A 15,410-nucleotide genomic window follows, 5' to 3' on the forward strand; every position below is an offset into this window, starting at 1 on the left:
GCGGCTCGTTGTGATATTAGCACCACTAAACCGAGTTTTGATATACAACCTTCATAGTGGTTGTATAGATGGTGAACGGCTATGGACTCGACGAGTCACTTCAGACGATAATGGGATGGGGAAAGTACGAAGCATCTGCATACCGAGTCCTCGTTCGGTACGGCCCCTTAGAAGCCTCTGACGTGGTGGTCCGTGCAGAGATTCCCAATGGTCGTGTCTATGACGTTTTGAACCAGCTCTACAGCCAAGATGCGGTCATCAAGCAAGGTGTTCAACCTACTAAATGGGACGCTCAGAATCCCCGAAAGCTCATCGAGCCAAATCAGCGAAAGTTCGAGGATATGGCTGTGGAGGCTATCGAAGCTCTGGAACCAGCATATGACTTGAATCTGGAGTCACAATCCCATCCAGCGTGGATAACGACGGGAATCGGTGACACATCGACGAAGGCTCGTGAACTCTTCGAGAGAACAGAGAGCAGACTTTGGATTCTCGAACGAACGTTTTGGCTCTCACCACAAGATAGAGAAATCATTCAGTCTAAAGCAGAGAATGGAGCTGATGTTAGAATCCTTGGATGGAGCGGCCGTCCAGAGGTTCAAGAACTCGCTGAACAAATGCCTGCAGCTAAAATCCGTGAAGCTGAGGAGGTCGATACGTCATTCTATCTCAGTGATGATGGAGCGGTTCTAATCAATCTGAACCAAGGTGATACTGCGATGATTTTCCATGATAGTAGTACGGCAAAGATTTTCACTGAGCACTTCAAATCCTTATATAATTCAGCGAGTGAGGTGCACCCAGATGCATAGGAAACTGCTCCCAATGGTACTATTGGATGCGTGCGGAGGAGACGAAATTGAGGGACGTACACGTCTGCAAAAGTTGGTTTTTCTCATGGAGCAGGAACTTGGCGAACAATTAGATGTGCTGCTTGACGGCTCTGATTACAATTTCATTGCCTACGATTACGGACCGTTCTCGAAGCAGTTGTATGACGACTTAGAGTATCTTGACGATGCTGGACTCATCGAGATGGAAGAGGAAGATATGGCGAACGGGAAAATAAAATTCACCTACCGACCTACTGACAAGGGGCAGAAGTGGGTCCAGCATCAACTGTCTGACCAGAATGCGCAAGAAGCACAGTCCTTGGCAGAGGACCTGAAGTCGGAATACAACGGTATGTTACTCTCTGACCTCATTGACGAGGTATACGCAGAATATCCGAAATTCGCTGAGAATAGCGTCTGGTAAGGCAGATACTTTTCCCGAGTTGGTGGGTGAACTAGCTTTTGATTCTAGTCTTGAGCAAGTGTCAATTAGAACCAAGTCATTCTTCAGACTTGATTTGTGAAGTAGCAGAGCCTGCTACTCAAAGTCGTCTGCAGCGTGTTCTGCTACCGATGACCATCGATTGAGTTGTAGATAGCCGACTTTTGGGGCTCGCAGAGACCCTGATACCCTTTAGAGAAGAATCGAATTTCGAGATAAAACTTCGCCAAACTCAAACAGATTTGCCTGAGGTTCAGAGTTCTTGTAGTGATAGCTGATACGTGCAGTTGGTCCAGCATAGTAGGCGGGAACTGCAGCGGATGAGTCGCTGATGGGGCTGTGCAAGTGTCCCAAGAGAAGGAGGTCCGGGCTAAGACGAGAGGCTACAGTGTGAAGAACCGTATCTAACGTACAATCGGGCCCGGGATTTGAGTACGGAGGAGAGACAGTTTGGTGTAAACAAAGAACCGAATACTGAGAGCCGTCTGGAATGAACTGGATATCGGGGTTACTCCACCACTCTGATGTTCGGTAATCTAATCCGTACAAATTCACACTGCCTACACTACGTCCTTTGATAGTACCCTCCAAGGAATATGCCAAGCCAGCATCGCTGAGCTTCCGAAGTCGAGCTTTCCCCTTTGTTGGTTCGTGATTGCCCAAGACGTAGAAAAACGTAATTGCTCCAGAATTGAGCAATCTCAATCCCTCCTCAAGCACGTTCAAATCTTCGTTGCTGACAGCATGGTCAAAAATGTCCCCCGTGTGAATGACCGCGTCAACGTCGTGTTTGACTGCGGCTTCAATTACATTGTAAAATCGCGACCGACAGTTCACCTCATCAGACCACTGTACCATCTTCCCACCTGACTCCGGACGACGTTGATACCCCAGATGAGAATCCGAGACGTGGAGTAGGCGCGTAACCGTTGGCTGGACAGATTCAACTGTAGAAATTGAAATAGTCTGAAGCTGGGTTGTCTTCCCCGGCCATGATTTGACCTTGAATCGGTTTAAACGAACCTGCGCCCCCGGTGAGATGCCGTCGGCTAACTTACGATGTTTCTCCCATACCAGTACGGGAATTTCGTTTCCTTTTGAGTCCTCAACATCAAACCAGAAGGCTCGCTTTGGTTTTGAAGCAGGTCTCTGAGAGACAACCTGAACAGAGATATCCACGTGTTCATCGTGGCGTAAGTCTTCTTTGGTAGTCGGCATATGAGATTCAAACACTATATGTGTATTTCAACATTCCGTACAGTAAGAACTATGGACAAAAAGGTCCGCTACCAATTCAAGGCCGTAGTTCTCCTCACTAAATCAACGAAGAGGGATAGTATCCCTCTAGTCGGTAACTCCTTCTTACGCTACTTCCGTTGAACTTTGTCGCATTTCGGGCACATGGTGAATTGGGACCCAAGCGCAATCCCAGCTGCTGCGCCCGCAATAGCGAGCGGACCCGTGGCTGCAATGGCTGTTCCAAACATAGCGAGACCACCACTAGTACCCGCGACCCCGCCCAAACCAGCGCCTCCTGCACCTAACGCCGTTTCTGATAGCTTCCCGGGTTTGAAGCTGTGTCCGCATTCTGAGCACTTCGTTTTCGTTTCACCCATGCGAGTTCATAACACCTATCTATAATAAAGATATTCATTTTGAAAATACAGTATTTATTATGTTTTTGAGAGGATAGCCAGATGACTATTATTGGATTATAAGGCTCACTTCTACTGCTAGTATTCTCTACTCTCAATTCGTCATTACCAAAATCAACAGTTCTGAGTAAGCTACCCAAAAGCAGGTGAGGTTATATACAGATACATTTTACTCAAACTATGACTGCGACTGCCGTCTATCTCCGCGTCTCTACACGGAAACAATCTACTGAACGACAACGACGCGAAATTGAAGACTACCTCAACGGTGACGTGTTCTCTGAAGCTGAAGTCTACGTCGACGTAGCAAGTGGAGCTAATGACTCTCGTCCGGACTTCCAGCGTTTGAGAGAGGATGTCGAGATGGGCGACATCAATCACGTTGTGACCTACGGGATGAGCCGTCTGTCTCGACGACTCACTACGACAGCAGATTTCATCGACCTGTGCGTCAAGCACGAAGTTGCGCTTACGACTACGAACGACGGGTTCCCCAATCTGAGTGGTGAGGGGAATATGGGGGACGCCCTCATCGGCAAACTCTTCGGCTGGTTGATGGAGTTTGAGCTCCAGATGATTCGTGAGCGTGTTCAATCCGGAGTCAATCGAGCAATTGAGGCCGGGAAGTGGGTCGGTCGTCCTCCGTATGGCTTCGTGACTGATAACGATGGATACCTCGTCATAGACATGGAGAATTACCTTGCGATGCAGATGGCAGTGGAGACGGTGCTACTCAACCCAGAGCAATCAGTGAATAGTATTGCTCGTGCATACGGGGTTCCCCAGTCAAGCCTTGACCGCATCTACAAGGACGAAGAACGCCGCAAACTCTACCTATACGGTGATTCCGACGACGAGCGGCTTTCTACGGCTGTTGGAGAAACGACTAATCGTAAGAGCGAACTGAGCGACCTAAAGGAGCGTCTCGCAGAACTCGAAGCCAAGGTTACTGCCGACGAGTAGAAACCATCCCGCTTTGCAACTTGCTCGACTGAGCTCATTTCAGTTGCCGCCGGGCACTGATATCCGTCGACGAGCAACGTTAGGAGTTATTGTGCTTATGCCCTCAACGACTGCACCCGAGAAGGCTAGCCAGCGAGCCCAGAATGTACTTGATGCTCGTGGGTTCCAGTTGTCAAAATAGCATACGTCGTATTCCCGTTCAATCAGGAACTGCTATATACACCCGAAACCTACGTTTTGCACAGTAGAGACGCTGAAGCGGGAACCGAGGCCCGTTCAGGAACGGTGCACTACCAACCTACCTGTGTTGGCAGGTCGGATTTGTGGAAAATTGGTAGTAAACCACCGATTTAGCTCCTCCACTGAAGAAGGACAATCAAAACCTAGCCGAACCCTCTCTGTACTTCGTTATTAGACTTCCTCGGTTAGTGTACCGTCTACTACCTACAGGGTGTCCCATAGGGTCACGCTGTCAGTTAGCCCGGATACCCACCTGCCAACATTGGTAGGTGAGATTTCTGTTGGCTTCGTGCTCCTCTTGTTACCTCTTCAGCTCAATCAATGATACTGATATCCGCTAAAACTCAAGCTAAAAAATACAGCCAGCCGTTACTTCCGAGCAACCGCGTGTGTTGCGCTCATCGGCTGGGGTTCTTCAACGAACATTTGTCCGATGTCTAGATAGATACCATCACCGCTCCGCTCGATTCGAACGCGGAACTCCAAGTCGTCAACGAATCGACCATCAAGGATGAACTGCACAGCATCCATCGACCCGAGCGACCGACTCTTACGGAGTGTCTGCCGAAGGTCACCAAGAATCGCCTCTCGCTCGTCCTCTGCGGAGTCGTAAAGCAGGTCGGTGAGTCCAGTAACCGAGACCGGTGTCTCCACGTCTTCGTTGGCGGCGACCCGCCTAAAGAATTCCAGCGCGGCTAGTTCGCTCTCGGTTTCAGCAACCGACTCCGTCACGAGGTTGTATCCCGGTTGAAGCATGGTCAGAACTGGCTGAGATTCATTTCCATCACGTGTTCGTAGCGCTCGTCGCCGGTAACCTCGGACATGAACTCGGCGAGTTCTTGTCGGTCATCGCTCTTCCAGTCCTTGAGGTACTCGGTTGTGTTCTGGTCGGTCTTATACAGATGATAGAGATACTGAACCTTATCGATGTCCAGTAGAGCCTCTCCATCGCTACCATTCTTGTTGAGCTTCCGTTCGATGAAGCGAACCCGTTCGTCCGCGGGGACGGGTTCCTTCTTGTCGCGCGGCCCCTTCACGAGTTTCTCGTCTTCGAGGTCGCTGACGTTCAGGTTCTTACCGAGCAGAGTCTTGTTCAGGTCGTCGAAAGACTCGCTCCCTCGTTGGCAGAACGCGGCGTACGCCTGCGTGAGTGAGTCGATACTCACTGGAAGATTCACCGACCCTTCGAGAACCTGCTCGATGACCGAGTCGACAGTATCGAGTGCTTCGTCGATGCCGACCTCCTCGCCGTCGGAGTACACGTTCGGGTAGTGCTTCGAGTAGTAGTACAGACACTTGCCACGAAGGATGACACCAAGGTCCGCCTGTGCGAGGTCATCGTGTCGCTTCCGTTCTTCAGTAATGATATTCTGAAGCTCAAAAAAGAGGTTCTGTCTAAGTTCTTTGAGAGTAGTCTCTTCAGATGAGCGCTCCTTGTTTGTGAATATTAAGATATCATATTCAGAATTATCAAGATTAGTTATGTGCATATTATTGTCTCGCTCTGATTGTACGGGATATGCACCAGTGATAGTGAATCCACTTTCTATGATAGATTCCAAAATCACCGACCAAGCCTCATTTTCGTTGTGATGATATGTGAAGACCATTTCACCATCCTGCTTGAGGACGCGGTAACACTCGCTAAACACATTCGTCATCGACTTAATGAAGAAGTCCTCGCCCTTCCCTGCACTCCTATTAGAGACGATTTCACGCGCTTTCGGGACAAGTTCTGGTTGAAACTCTTCAAAGTCTTGTTTGAGCCCCTCGCGGAGCCATACATAAAAGAAATCTGAAAGCTCCGAGTATTGAACGTTATCGTAATATGGAGGGTCAGTGATTACATAATCAACACTCTCGTCTTCCTCTTTTAGACGTTCTGAAGTTTTGTTATATAGATTAATAAGTCTATCTTCAGAAACGGACTCACCTAGAATCTCGTATTTATTCACAGAGCTATTTTCCTTGACTTTTTCGAAGGGATTCTCTGCATACTCCTTAGCATCAGCAACGATTCGCACGAATTTTTTAAAAGAGCCATATGCCTCAAACGTAGTTAGCGGATTACATTCAACAGGTTGAACTTTGGTGACGTAGGCATGGCGCTCAAACGTACTAGTTGCCCTTCCTCCGATATACTCCCACCTACACAATTTCGAATTATACTCGACTAATCGGGAAACAGCCGTTACAAGGAATTCACGCGTCGGTTGGTGGTCGATACTTTTTATTTCTTCGAGCAGTTTTCCGTGTACCAATAAATGCCGAGGTGTGAAAAGGTCGGAGAACTGGTCATAGTTATAATTCAGGAGAGTGTTTGTTTTGTCTCCCTCTGGAACCGGTTGTTCTGGTATGGGAAGTTGGGTTTTCTGTTGGTTGAGGGCTTCCGTGGCTTCTTCAATTCGTTTCCGGTCATCTGAGTCAGGTTCTTTGAAGGCTGTCTTCCCATTACGTTTCTTATATTGGATAGCAAATGCCTCAAACTTCGGCATTTCGTCAATCCGATTCAGGGTCTCTGTGACATCGTGTTTGTGACCATTAGAGCAGGTGTACTTGCCTCGTCCGTATGGCCCATCGGTTGGGTCAAAGGTATGACTACAGTTCGGACAAGTCTCTTCATCTCTTATATCATGGTTGAGTGCAAAGATACGGTCGTCGCAGTCTTGGTTTGGGCAGTAGACTATCGCTGGCATAGTCTTTTTGTTTTTTGCGAGCTTGTATCTACCGAATAGTTGAACTTCTTCGTCACATGTCAGGCAAGGAATTTTCTGTGTTTGGAGTATGTATTTGCTCTCACATATGGCTCCTGTATCTGGGTCTTCGGTCTCATACAGATGACCGATGTCGTCTCGTACTGCTTGGAGAACTTCTTCGGCCTTGTTTTTCACACGAGACGTATCAACCTCATCAATGGATTTCTTTGAGGTCCACCAAGCAACTGGATTTAGCTCGTAACCAATGGTTTGAGCACCTAGCCGATTTAGTTCAACAAGTGTGGTACCTCCTCCCGCAAATGGGTCTAGTATTACCTTATCTTCAAATTCTGAGCCTTGATTTTGAAGATACCTTCCACTATAGTTCCCGCCCGGAGACTGGGTGAGGATGTCATCTTTGTCGGTATTCTCATCAGTAAGGCAGGCAAGGCCCAGAATTCGAAAAGTGCAGCCCGGGCGTCGGGCCCACCATTTATGAATTGAATATATCGGACGGTAGACATCACGGCGATATGTTTCTTTCTCGGCCAAATTGTCCATCAGGTTCAAAGGAAGTTTTTCCCAAGTTTCCATCTTTAGTTACCTCCGGTTGCGTTCGTCTCAACGTATAATAGGGGGGTCATACATTCAGGAAGACTAAACCCGCCGTGCATGATTTTCTTAGTATCACCGGGTTTCGTCCACTTATAATGTCCACGTACAACGTAGTGGTCACTCACTCGTTCAATGATGTTCGCCTGCTCAAGAATCTGGAATGCTTGGCTGTTCGAGACCTCGGCTAAGCGGCCACTGAACTTGCCCTTTAGCGACTTTTTCAGCTCGTCTGAGAGGGTGTATGGAGAGGCTCCGAGATGATTGACGTATCCGTGGTCACTCGTCACGAGGAACTTGGTGTGGACACTCTCATGGACGATGTCCTCCAGAAGACCCTTCGCATCTTCATAGATGTTCTCAACCTCCTCGGTTGAGTAGTTACCTTTGAGTGCCGCTTCAAGTCGATTGTCGGGGTGCCGCGTCCAGACGTACTCCGGCGACGTACCGGGTAGTTGTGGTACGTCAAGGTCACCGATATAGCGGTAGTCGTCACGATTGACCGTGGACGGACTCTGCGCGTTGAACCACTCTCGGCAGATGAACTGCGTCTCACTTGGGAGTCGTTCGATTGGTGCCCATCCTAATGACACGTTCCAGTCGTGTTCGTCTGCGAGTTCCCGTTCGAGGCGGAATCCCTCGCGGAGACTGAGTGCATCCATGATGACACCACAGCCATCTTCGAGCGACGTAATGGGGTGATTCCCCATTTGGTCGGCAAGTTCGTCGTAGAGCGGTGGATACAGCTTGGCGAGTTCACGTTCGAGCAGCCGAGTTCGGTACTCCGCCCCGCCAAGTTCCCGCTCGCCGAGTGCATTCTCAGTACCCCAAATTCGACGGAGGCATTCGAAGACCCCGTCAAAGATGTTCTCCTCGGTCAGGAGGGCATCGAACTCTGACTGTCCGTAGAGTCCGTCAGTCACCTTTGTTCACCTTCAACTTAACTGAGAGCGAAGCGTGCTCGGGGACGTTCAAGTCCATCATGAGCCCTAAGAAGGATTGTCCGTTCATTGACTCGTCAAGTACGAATGTGAACGTCTGTTTAAGCGAAACCTGCTGGTCGAGGACACTCATGCTGATACCGTAGTCCGCGAGTTCATCTGCAGTCAACGACCCATCGACCGTGATTTCTGCCTCGTGGATTTCCCACTCTAACCCAAGTTCGCGCTCCAACGTGTCGATGATATCCGGCTTGTTGTCAGCGTCCAGCGTCCCCATAATTGGGTGGGGACGAATTGTCGGCCCACTCTCTTCCTCGATACCGAACGCATCAAGCATATCCTCCGTGTTCAGGCCGTCAACCGAGACTTTCCCTTCACGAACGTCGCCCGCACTGAACTCGAAGCCACACTCGCTACACTCGGAGCCTTCTAATTCAGCGCCACACTGCGGGCATTCGAACGCGGCCGAAGCTTCGTCCTTCTCTTTGGTTTCTGCATCGGACTTGGTTGTCGCACCCGTCGACGTAGTGCCTCCGTTGCTGGCCTTTGAGGATTTAGAGGGTGCCCCGGTAGTGTCGATAGTGATAGTCGACTCGTCATCGTTGTCTTCCTCCTCTTCGATGTACTGCTCGTGCAGGAGAGTCGTATCGCTCCCGAGGCTCCCGACGCGCTTCTCGAAGTAGTTGCCTACTTGGATGACCCCATCACGACAGAGCGAGTCGATGGCGTCTTCTAGTTCGTCTTCACTGGTCAGCGTGGTAAACTTCGAATTGCGGTAGAAGTCGTTCTTGAGGTGTTCATATTGAATTCCTGTGGCTCCTGCCTCCTTGACGACGTTCTTGACCTCCGACCGAAGCTGACTGCTGTCTGGCTTGACGACCTTGACCGTCGCCGCGTAGAAATCGATGTTGCCGCTGGTTGGGAGGTCTTGTGGGAACAAGCCGCGCTCTGTCGATGTATAGACTGTCCCGAACTTGTCCCGGACTCGGTCACGGAGGCTTTGGTAGTTCTGCTCGTCAATCTCGTCGAAGCCCTCTGGGAGAACATCTTCCTCACGGGTGAGCTGTTCGCCCGCGATAACTTTCCGCGCGAGTTCGATGATGCCGGTGTTTGTGTCGACGCTCGACCGCTTCTCGGGGGTAACGAGGGCGAGTGTGTTGTTGAACTCCCGGTTCTGCCCCGTAGTGATTTCCTCGAAGTCTTCGTCGTAGTTTTGCTTCGCGCCGAGCGAGACGACAATCTTCAGTGTCTTGTTGTCCGGGATGTCCTGTTCGGTGTTGACTGGGTCGAGAATGTAGACATTATTGTGGTCGTCGAAGAGGTCTTCTCGAACGAGAGACTCCACACGGTGAATCGCGTCGTGTTTGTGGATGTCTTGGGCCTTCTTCTCGATTCGTGCGGCAGGATTCTCGTCTACGTCAAACGCGTACTCGCCGTTGATACGATGAACGTGCCATGCGTGGCCGTAGACCTCCTCAGTGAATATCTGGATGATTCGGTGAGCGTTGACCCCCTTTCGCATCGTGCCCATCAGCATCTGACGCTTGTTCGCGCCTTCCTCGCCCGCGCGTGCGAGACTGTGGAGCAGAACTATATTGAGTAGTTCCTCGTGGAATTCGTCGAACGTTCCGTCGGGCTTCTGGAGTCGGTGGTAGTCGTTGACGTACTTCCCGACTAACTCACTGTCGATGTATTGGAAGCGGTCGGTGTAAGCGAATACGTCCACATCCCCGGAGAGGATGAAATCCACCTCGGAGAAGTTGTCTCGAAGAATTTCGGTCAGGAAGCGGAGGAGCCCACGTGCGTCCGAACTGATTCGCTGTTCAGAGTACTTCTCCATGAGGAGATTCAGCAAGAGCGGATGGAATGGATAGTAGCGCTCAATACGCTCCTGCATATCGTGGTAGTCGTCAAGTTGTATCTGGTCGTTCTGACGGTACACGTCAGTGTACTCCTTCGCCAGAGCAGAGACCCCGTCCGCGTCGTCAACAGAACCAATGAGACGGTGGAGGATGAAGTCGATTTTCTCGTCGCGCCGGGACGAGAGGTCGTGTGTGAACGGATTCGTTCGCTGAGTAATCGCCTGTATCTCTTCGTCCTTGTAGAGGAGTGAGACGAAGACGCTCAGAGGAGTATCGTCACGCCCAGCCGCTTCGAGCAGGTTCTGGAGGAACGCGAGGTTATCCTCTTCGTATTCGGTACGGCTGGCCATCCCGAACCAACGCTCAAGCTCGTCAATGAGGACGAGCGTTGGTTTATCTTCGAGCGTGTTCCTTATCTCGTGAACTTGCGGGAGGTCGGCACCATCGGCCCATTCGTCGATACCAAGATAATCGCCCACTGCTTCTGACAGTCGGTCGTAGTTCTTGTCCAGATTGAACATCTGGAGCGCCGCTGTTCGCGTCTCACTCGGAAGCTCCACGTCAATTCCGCGTTGGTCAAGCCACTGCTGACCAATGTCTGGTGAGTTAAAGAGGTGATAGACGACGAGTTCGATGTGACTCTTCCCACTCCCGTACTCACCACCGACGATTTGACTTCCTTCAGCAAAATCTACATTCCCGCTGAGCTTACGAGCGGTATTCTTGATAATCGCAGTAAGAGTTTTTGTTGGGTAAGTGATGTCAAGGATTCGTTCTGCGTCTTGCTCTGGTGAGTCGCGTTCGTCGTAGAGGTTGTAGAGCGAAACCTCGTCAAGTAGACCAGCCGGGTCTATTCTCCCATCAGGCGCTTGAATCTCTTCACTAGGAGTGACATAGTCGGCGATGACGCCCTCAGTCATCGAATTCCCCCATGGAGTAGATTCCGCAAGTTGAACGCATTTCCTCACCCTTTCAGAGGTAGTGACATATATGTTATGAAGAAACCACTTCGAAGAAAATCGAAGCTCTGTCTCTCCGTCTTTCCAGAGGCTAAGAATTCACGAATCCGGTTTTCACGAGTCGCAGCCTATGCACTAACTCAGTCTTCATCACCGTCATCTCCTCGTAACTCATTGTCCTCGTCCTCAAACTCTCTCTTGGCGACCCGCCAGCAATAATCGCAGACAATCCCAGCGCAGTCGCGGACCAACTGCTGACCGCACTTGGGGCAATTACCCGCTTCCGGGGCAGGGATAGTTCCCTCCCAAGTCTCGTTGTTCATTGTGCGTCACCTGTGTTTAGGACGTTGTCGAGCCAGTCGCGCATCGGAATTGAATATCCCCGGGTTTCACCAACCGCGAAGGGAACAACGTCAACGTCGGTGCCATAGGCTCCGCGACGCTCGTCAGCGAGATGCTCTGCTTCGGTCTTCTCAATGTAGATTCCAAGGAAGTCGTATTCGCTAAGGACGAGCCAGACGCCGTCTGTCTGTTCTTCCTGTGCTTGTTCTGTGTTTTGTTTCATGTGTTTTAGCATCTCCCGTTTGGATTTTGAGACTGGGCGGAGGTCAGTCGGAATCCTGAATCGGGACTCGAACCCGAATCATCGTGCAACCGGCTCAGAGAAACGCTCGTTCGTACTCGTCTTCACTCACTACCAGCACCCTAACGAGATGTGGAGTCGTCCGCATAATGTCAATCGTCTCGTCAGAGAGCTTCTGACTCGTCTCGTCAGAGAGCTTCTGACGGATAACCTCAGTGAGCTCCTCATCTGACATTCGGACCATATCTTGCCTTTCAAGGTCATACTCAGACGCCGAGGGAAGTTCCCCCGACATCCTATCATATTGATTTGAGTACCGTAGGTGAGTTAGATATTCCTCAAGACCGCTTTTCACTGAAATTTTAATATCGCTCTGAATCTCCTCTCGGATTTGGGTGATAGCATTATCTATAGCGTCTACAGCATATTGTCCGTACCCGACTGTATAGCGCAAATCCGACATTTTGTCGTAATCGCCATCTACTAATATCTTATCGTTGTTGGGAAGATAACCAGTTTCATGCAGGATATGTGATACAACTGCTTTTGCATCTGCTTCAACGCGTTCTGAAGTAGTGGCGAACCGACGACTAGTGTCAACAAGAATTCTTGGTGCTTCTGTACGGTCGTTATCGTCCGTGTTTGGTGCCATAACCGCCAAGACGGGAAGAAAGTATATATTCTTTTCGGCTATACTATGGTAATAGTCCCAGAATACAGTAGGGTGGATGGTAGTGGTCCCAGAATACAGTAATAGATATGTTCATAGGCACAATAGAGATAGGCAGATACCACGAACCATAGAACATGACAGCATCACAGAAAGCAACTAAAGATGCCGTAGAACAGCTCATCAAACACAAGAAACTCCAAATCAAGGACTTACCCGGACGCGGAACCGACTACAAAGACGACACTATCCGCGCAGTCCTACGCGACCTCGAAGCAGATAGCTGGGTCGTCCGACGAACAAAAAACAGTCAAATCTGGTACATCGGCAAAGACCTCGTTGACCTCATGTGGGCCAACTCACAGCCCGTGGCAATCCCCGAAGAAGCACTTGAGCTCTACGAAAACGAGGAAGAAGGCGACTCTCAATAGAACGGTCAGCCTTGTTTAGACGCTCCAGATAGCGTCCGTTGGTGGCTCTGTGGGTTGAACAGAATCTGTTCGTGAGAGCTGCTCTCCTCGATTTCGTCGGTTGGCAAATAGCTGTAGAGGACGAACTGAACCGCGTCTAAACAAGGCTGAGAGGGTATATTCAGCACGGGGGTCCGTTTATTCAATCTCACCTACGCTGAACTAACTGCTGGGTAGAGAGGCTGTTCTGAGCGGTTGATTCAGAGAAGATTCAGCGAATCAAATGAGTCGAATACCCTCTGACTCAGCTGCCTTGATGAGACTGTTTGGCCGTTCTCTATACTCGTCATACTCCTCAGGAGTGTAGCAGATGTCGTGAAAAGCCCCGTATTCCTCGTAGTCCCAGAGCTCTCTGAATGGGGTCCCTCGATGAGCCCCGGGGACGCCCTCAAAATCAGCGGAGACGACGATGACATCAATGTCGCTGGTCGCATCATGTTCCTCCCGAGCGACTGAACCAAAGACGATTGCGCGGTCAATATCTATGTCAACTTCGTCAAGGACATAGCGCAGCTGGTCGAGGAGGTCATCTCGGTCAACCCGGTCCATGCTCATTTAGGAGACACCCCTGTTTCCGGAGCTCTTTGTTCTACTGAGAGACGCCAAATCGCTCGAACCATTCATCACTCGCTTCCACAGCTTCGCTATCTGACCGTTGATGAAGTTTCAGTGCTTCCACAAGGGCTCGCAGAGCGTCTTCCCGGGTATCTCCTTGTGAGGCAACGTTGGAGGGCACATGACGGGCGCAGTACCCAAATCCTTCTGCGTAGGTGAGTTCTACTATCTCTACATCTTCTCTCATTGCTTCTATTGTGCCAGTCTGGGAGTATAGATGTGTGCGCGACCACTATTTTGAGAATATGCACAGAAACTCTCGTGGGAACCTTTGCAGGAACACTCCGAGCAATCTTCTGGGGAATATTTGCAGAAATCTTCTAAACAATGGGGTAGACAAGCGTCGTCTACCCCCCATGTCCATGTTACGACAAAAGACCGAGTAGCTCAGCTTCGCTTCTACTACTCTCCTCAAAATAGACTTCCATCTCAGTAATAGTAGGTAGGGGGTGGGGGTATATATGTCTATCTCTTGAGGGAGAATGTCGGGTTAACGAGAAATAAAACCCGAAGGCTAAGATATCCTCTGAGGTACTTGTATATACCAACGCTTCTGCTCGAATAGGCCGTAGGTAGACAAAAATCTTCGAGAGAGGTAGACGACGTTTGTCTACCCAAAACCTGATAAAAGTAGTCAGTTCTTGTCCGAGATATTCGCTCTCAGCTCTTCTTGCGACCACACAGCGTTGTTGTAGTCATCAGTATCGATGTGGACGATATTCACTCCCCGGTCATTCTTGGTATGCTTTGCTTTGCCATCCCAAAGGTCCGCGAATTTTTTCATCGCACGGGCAATCTGTCGAGGGGTGAGTTGGTCCCCCTTCGAGAGGTCAGAGCCCGGTTGTTCTATCTCTCGTTGTGATACAAGGGACTTGAGCGAGTGATTGTCCATAGCCAGCGTATGGCCAGTTGGTGTGCGCGTCCCGCTAAGGTCGTGCATCAGTTCTGCGAGGATGACTGCACGAGATTTACTCGTTCCCGGAGAGGGCCGTTCCTCCAGACCACAGAGGATACGTTCCATTTGGGAGAGTTCAACTTCGACTTCAATTCCTACTCCAGTTGTGAGCAATGCTTCAAGAGAGGCGATGCGGGATTCGATATCCTGCTCTTCGTCACCCCACCATTCATCGTACTTCTTTGTACGCCTACCATCGTAGCCATGGATACCGAGTCCTTCTTCAAGTCCGGTTACTCGCTGTGCAAGTTGAGACATACGGCGTTCTTGGTCCGAACGATTGTGGTCGACTTTCTTCTCCAGTTCGTCAAGCCGTTCCATCAACTCATTGAGAGAGGCCCCACTGTCAATCGCTGTTGAGGGCTGTCCTATCTGTTCTTTGCTCATTGCTCATCACCATCTGATTCCTCAAATCCGTCAAATCGAACTTCGGTAGTCTTGAACGTGGTCAGTTTCTCTGACGCATAGCACGCGTGCGTTTCATCGCTTTCCTTAACGAGCCATCCGTCTTCTCGGAGACCTCGGAGGACTCGGGCTGCTATCTCTTCGCTGTACTTCCCGTTGAGGTCTGTTGTGTCTACGTGTTCCTGCCTGTAAAGCAGCGAAAAACAGCCAGATATCATACCAGTCATTAGCGACATATCAATAATATTGGCACAACCGAATAAATGGATTATGCAAGGATGGCTCTGTTGAAATCCTCAGCCGCTGATAGTTTGCTGAGGCCGTGCTGAATAGAGGGCGCAAATCGGTCACGGACTCGGAACCTACTGTAAGAGAATCGCGTCGCTCAGAATAGGCGTTCAACGGACCATTCGGCACAGGAAAATAATAGCGACTCTGGAGAATCTCTATATAGTTGCAATATCTAAGATATTATTCAATGACAGGTGAAGCCACTCAACGACTTGCTA

The 15,410-nt window shown here is 50.0% G+C and carries 15 protein-coding genes; 4 read left to right on the plus strand and 11 right to left on the minus strand.

Annotated features, from left to right (window positions below):
* Window positions 1–68: 68 nt before the first annotated feature.
* On the plus strand, window positions 69–812 hold the full coding sequence (locus tag NDI76_RS02115) for a TrmB family transcriptional regulator (RefSeq protein ID WP_310922349.1): 744 nt from the start codon (window positions 69–71) through the stop codon (window positions 810–812).
* The gene (locus NDI76_RS02120; RefSeq protein ID WP_310922351.1) at window positions 805–1,257 is read left to right on the plus strand and encodes a hypothetical protein; all 453 of its coding nucleotides are present in this window, start codon (window positions 805–807) and stop codon (window positions 1,255–1,257) included. Before NDI76_RS02115 ends, NDI76_RS02120 begins: the two co-directional genes overlap by 8 nt.
* 210 nt (window positions 1,258–1,467) lie before the next feature.
* On the opposite strand, the gene NDI76_RS02125 is transcribed toward NDI76_RS02120, so the two are convergent.
* Window positions 1,468–2,493: a metallophosphoesterase family protein gene (locus tag NDI76_RS02125; RefSeq protein ID WP_310922353.1), complete on the minus strand. Its 1,026-nt coding sequence runs from the start codon at window positions 2,491–2,493 to the stop codon at window positions 1,468–1,470.
* A gap of 617 nt (window positions 2,494–3,110) precedes the next feature.
* Here NDI76_RS02125 and NDI76_RS02130 point away from each other — a divergent pair.
* Window positions 3,111–3,893: a recombinase family protein gene (locus tag NDI76_RS02130; protein ID WP_310922354.1), complete on the plus strand. Its 783-nt coding sequence runs from the start codon at window positions 3,111–3,113 to the stop codon at window positions 3,891–3,893.
* Window positions 3,894–4,502: 609 nt separating this feature from the next.
* Here the strand turns inward: NDI76_RS02130 and NDI76_RS02135 are convergent.
* The 6 genes from NDI76_RS02135 to NDI76_RS02160 form a co-directional block, all read right to left on the minus strand.
* The gene (locus NDI76_RS02135; RefSeq protein WP_310922355.1) at window positions 4,503–4,889 is read right to left on the minus strand and encodes a DUF8076 family protein; all 387 of its coding nucleotides are present in this window, start codon (window positions 4,887–4,889) and stop codon (window positions 4,503–4,505) included.
* Between the two features lie 2 nt (window positions 4,890–4,891).
* On the minus strand, window positions 4,892–7,423 hold the full coding sequence (locus tag NDI76_RS02140) for a DUF1156 domain-containing protein (protein ID WP_310922356.1): 2,532 nt from the start codon (window positions 7,421–7,423) through the stop codon (window positions 4,892–4,894).
* Window positions 7,424–7,425: 2 nt separating this feature from the next.
* Entirely contained in the window at window positions 7,426–8,364 is a 939-nt protein-coding gene (locus NDI76_RS02145) for a PglZ domain-containing protein (protein ID WP_310922357.1), read from the minus strand.
* Window positions 8,357–11,164 (minus strand): DUF499 domain-containing protein, encoded by a 2,808-nt coding sequence (locus NDI76_RS02150; RefSeq protein WP_310922358.1) that lies wholly within the window; start codon window positions 11,162–11,164, stop codon window positions 8,357–8,359. The genes NDI76_RS02145 and NDI76_RS02150 overlap by 8 nt, the downstream gene beginning before the upstream one ends.
* A gap of 358 nt (window positions 11,165–11,522) precedes the next feature.
* Window positions 11,523–11,768: a hypothetical protein gene (locus NDI76_RS02155; protein ID WP_310922359.1), complete on the minus strand. Its 246-nt coding sequence runs from the start codon at window positions 11,766–11,768 to the stop codon at window positions 11,523–11,525.
* 94 nt (window positions 11,769–11,862) lie between these two features.
* Entirely contained in the window at window positions 11,863–12,438 is a 576-nt protein-coding gene (locus NDI76_RS02160) for a hypothetical protein (protein ID WP_310922360.1), read from the minus strand.
* 155 nt (window positions 12,439–12,593) lie between these two features.
* Between NDI76_RS02160 and NDI76_RS02165 the strand changes: the two genes are divergently transcribed.
* Window positions 12,594–12,887, plus strand: a complete 294-nt coding sequence (locus tag NDI76_RS02165) for a hypothetical protein (protein WP_310922361.1) — start codon at window positions 12,594–12,596, stop codon at window positions 12,885–12,887.
* A 258-nt stretch (window positions 12,888–13,145) separates the two neighbouring features.
* Here the strand turns inward: NDI76_RS02165 and NDI76_RS02170 are convergent, their stop codons facing one another.
* The 4 genes from NDI76_RS02170 to NDI76_RS02180 form a co-directional block, all read right to left on the minus strand.
* Entirely contained in the window at window positions 13,146–13,481 is a 336-nt protein-coding gene (locus tag NDI76_RS02170; RefSeq protein WP_310922362.1) for a nucleotidyltransferase domain-containing protein, read from the minus strand.
* Window positions 13,482–13,515: 34 nt separating this feature from the next.
* Window positions 13,516–13,728: a type II toxin-antitoxin system HicB family antitoxin gene (locus NDI76_RS22555; RefSeq protein WP_425498315.1), complete on the minus strand. Its 213-nt coding sequence runs from the start codon at window positions 13,726–13,728 to the stop codon at window positions 13,516–13,518.
* 447 nt (window positions 13,729–14,175) lie between these two features.
* Window positions 14,176–14,883: a hypothetical protein gene (locus tag NDI76_RS02175; RefSeq protein ID WP_310922363.1), complete on the minus strand. Its 708-nt coding sequence runs from the start codon at window positions 14,881–14,883 to the stop codon at window positions 14,176–14,178.
* A complete protein-coding gene (locus tag NDI76_RS02180; protein WP_310922364.1) occupies window positions 14,880–15,137 on the minus strand; it encodes a hypothetical protein in 258 nt (85 codons plus the stop codon). The genes NDI76_RS02175 and NDI76_RS02180 overlap by 4 nt, the downstream gene beginning before the upstream one ends.
* Window positions 15,138–15,410: the final 273 nt, after the last annotated feature.

Source organism: Halogeometricum sp. S1BR25-6, from assembly GCF_031624495.1.
Taxonomy (GTDB): domain Archaea; phylum Halobacteriota; class Halobacteria; order Halobacteriales; family Haloferacaceae; genus Halogeometricum; species Halogeometricum salsisoli.